At 30.8% G+C, this 2,618-nt stretch carries 4 protein-coding genes and 1 pseudogene; all 5 read right to left on the minus strand.

Annotation, left to right across the window (positions count from 1 at the left end; all coding sequences use genetic code 11):
- Positions 1 to 316: hypothetical protein (locus tag LC033_RS16415; RefSeq protein ID WP_226570285.1), on the minus strand; the 316-nt coding region annotated here is incomplete at its 3' end.
- 9 nt (positions 317 to 325) lie between these two features.
- On the minus strand, positions 326 to 724 hold the full coding sequence (locus LC033_RS16420; RefSeq protein WP_226570287.1) for a hypothetical protein: 399 nt from the start codon (positions 722 to 724) through the stop codon (positions 326 to 328).
- An 11-nt stretch (positions 725 to 735) separates the two neighbouring features.
- Positions 736 to 1,568, minus strand: a pseudogene (locus tag LC033_RS16425) (RHS repeat-associated core domain-containing protein); the annotation flags it as partial.
- Between the two features lie 81 nt (positions 1,569 to 1,649).
- Positions 1,650 to 2,009, minus strand: a complete 360-nt coding sequence (locus tag LC033_RS16430) for a YxiJ family protein (protein WP_226570290.1) — start codon at positions 2,007 to 2,009, stop codon at positions 1,650 to 1,652.
- Positions 2,010 to 2,045: 36 nt separating this feature from the next.
- Positions 2,046 to 2,618, minus strand: a 573-nt coding sequence (locus tag LC033_RS16435; RefSeq protein WP_512699449.1) for an RHS repeat-associated core domain-containing protein, incomplete at its 5' end; no start/stop codon positions are given.

Below are 2,618 nucleotides of genomic sequence, written 5' to 3' on the forward strand. Positions count from 1 at the left end.
TTGTTTCCTCAAAATGAAGTTCATTATATACAAGTTTAATTAAAGTTCGTTTAAAACTTTTTTCAATACTAATTTTAAATGTCCCGTCTAATGAACTTAACTCATTTTTCTTTTTAACCCAGAAAAGACTTCTATGCCATTCAATGAAGAAATTAAGATTTAATTCGATTTCTTCAATGCAAATGTTAATATTTTGTTTAGACAAGAATAATTGACATATAAAATAATATCCATCGTCAAATTCATCTGATTGTTCTGCTTTCAGTATTTTAAATTCTATTTCTTCATTATCATTTATAAAACTAAATCGCTTCATACACTCCCCCTAAAATACAGAGTTGAATTCTACTAAGTCATTATAAATTGATTTCAGCAGAAAATGATCTATTTTTTGTTCAAGATATATAGTACATTGCGGTTTTTCAGAATCTTTACTGATAATGATAGAAAAAGTATATTCATCTACTTTTTTTATACTGAGTTTAATTTGTTTTGTAATATCTCTCAAACAGCATTCTTTTATATGACAGTTAAGTATATTTTTTATATCTATTGAGAATTCATTCAATAACTTCTTGTTGTAATTAAGTTTGTAAAGAAGAATCTTTTTATTCAAGGAAGAGTAGTCAAACCTACATGTAAATATCTCCTTTTCTCCCTCTATATATTCATCCAATTCAATTAATATATGGGAAATTTTATTATTTATAGAAAAAACTATCATATTTGTACTCCTTAATAACTTTGATAATGGAAATGCCTAACCTTCTTTGTTTTTGAATTATATACAACTTTGAGCTTGTACTTTTTACTATTTTTATACATGGTTGACCAATATGCACTATAGCCTTTTGCCCCATCATTTTTCTTCTTACCTGTTACTATAGCAGTAGATAAGATATATCTTGGTACAGATCTTTTCCGATTTTGAGCATGTTTAAAAGCCTTCGAATCGAATTTTAAAGTTCTAGCTACCTTATTAATTCTTTTGTTAATCTTTTTTGATTTTTTGTTTTTCTTAGATTTCTTAAAGCCTTGAGATATTTTTTTTATACCTTTTAACTTTCCACCACCCAAAAATCCTGATCCAGCTGCAACTGCTGCACCTTTCCAACCTTTCCCCGATTTATAAGCTTTGTATCCATCATATACCGCAAATCCTGCATTGACAACTAACCATACCCAATGGCCGTCTGGTTCTACATTCATGACTGGATTGTTGTTTCCATAAGAGTATCCATTCTGATCTAGTGAATCTCCATCGCTTCCTGGGTCTGGGTAAGTGATAGGAATACGCCATTTTTTGGTTCATAGTAGCGGGCGATTAAATAGTAAAGTCCTGTTTCTTCGTCGAAGCGGTAGCCAGCATAGCGATATGGGTTTCCTTTTACTTCTTCATCTTCTTTTACCTTTGTTGGGGTGCCCCATGTATCATATTCGTACTCGGCGACACTTTTCCCTGCACTATTTGTGATGGCCATGACATCACCGTGTGCATTGTAGTGATAGAAATATTTCTTTCCATTTTGCGTGAATGCAAGCAGTTGTCCACTGTCACCGTATAAAAATAGTTGACTTTTCCAAATTAATTAAAACAGCTGTCAAATATACTTGACAGCTGTTTTTGTTTATTATTTTAGTTTAAAGATTCATACTCCTTTTATAAGCTTATTAATCAATATCCTAATTTTTTCATGAAAGTCTAAGCATTCACTTAATTCTTGATATTTTAAAATATCACTTTTATAATTACTAAAATGTGGATAATGTTCATAGAACGTTTTTTCTAACATTTCTCTTTGATACCTAGGTATTTTTTTATCTTCAATTATATAATTTAAACTTCCAGTTATTAAAGCGAAAAATTCATAAAATTCATCTAAAGAAGTATTTGTTTCTTCTTCAAAATCGTACATATCATTTGGAAACGGACCATGTAATAATACATAATATTTTTTGATCTCATCTAATGTTTTTTGATCAATATTATATCTTTTAAAAAATTTCATCCATATTCAGGCCCTTCTATATTGTAGAAATTAAAATTAACGCCTTTTCTTTTTCTTCCAATTATTATTCCAAAATGTAACTGCCTTTCCACTTCTTGTATAATAACCACCCTTTTTTCCATTCTTAATCCTGTATCCTTTTTTTCCAGTAGATAGTATTACTTTTTCGCGTAAATGCTTATTAGATCGATAAAATGCTCTAGCAACTTTTGTATATCTTTTTTTACTGTAAGATTTACCATTTCTCACAATATGTTTATTATGATGATAGTCCAACGACTTTCTTTTGGATTTAAATGTTCCTTTATACCAATGTCTTGAGGTGGCCCATTTTCCGATTTTTTTTGTTAATTTTAACTTTCCACCACCTACAAATCCTGATGCGGCTGCAACTGCTGCACCTTTCCAGCCCTTTCCTGATTTATAAGCTTTGTATCCATCATATACCGCAAATCCTGCATTGACAACTAACCATACCCAATGGCCGTCTGGGTCTACATTCATGACTGGATTGTTGTTTCCATAAGAGTATCCATTCTGATCTAGTGAATCTCCATCGCTTCCTGGGTCTGGGTCAAGTGATAGGAATACGCCATTTTTTGGTTCATA

It is taken from the genome of Bacillus stratosphericus (genome assembly GCF_020524495.1).
Lineage (GTDB): Bacteria > Bacillota > Bacilli > Bacillales > Bacillaceae > Bacillus > Bacillus stratosphericus_B.

Excerpts from the sequence above, each read along its gene's own strand:
- LC033_RS16430 (WP_226570290.1), bottom strand. The coding sequence starts at position 2,009 with ATGAAATTTTTTAAAAGATATAATATTGATCAAAAAACATTAGATGAG.
- LC033_RS16420 (WP_226570287.1), bottom strand. The coding sequence starts at position 724 with ATGATAGTTTTTTCTATAAATAATAAAATTTCCCATATATTAATTGAA.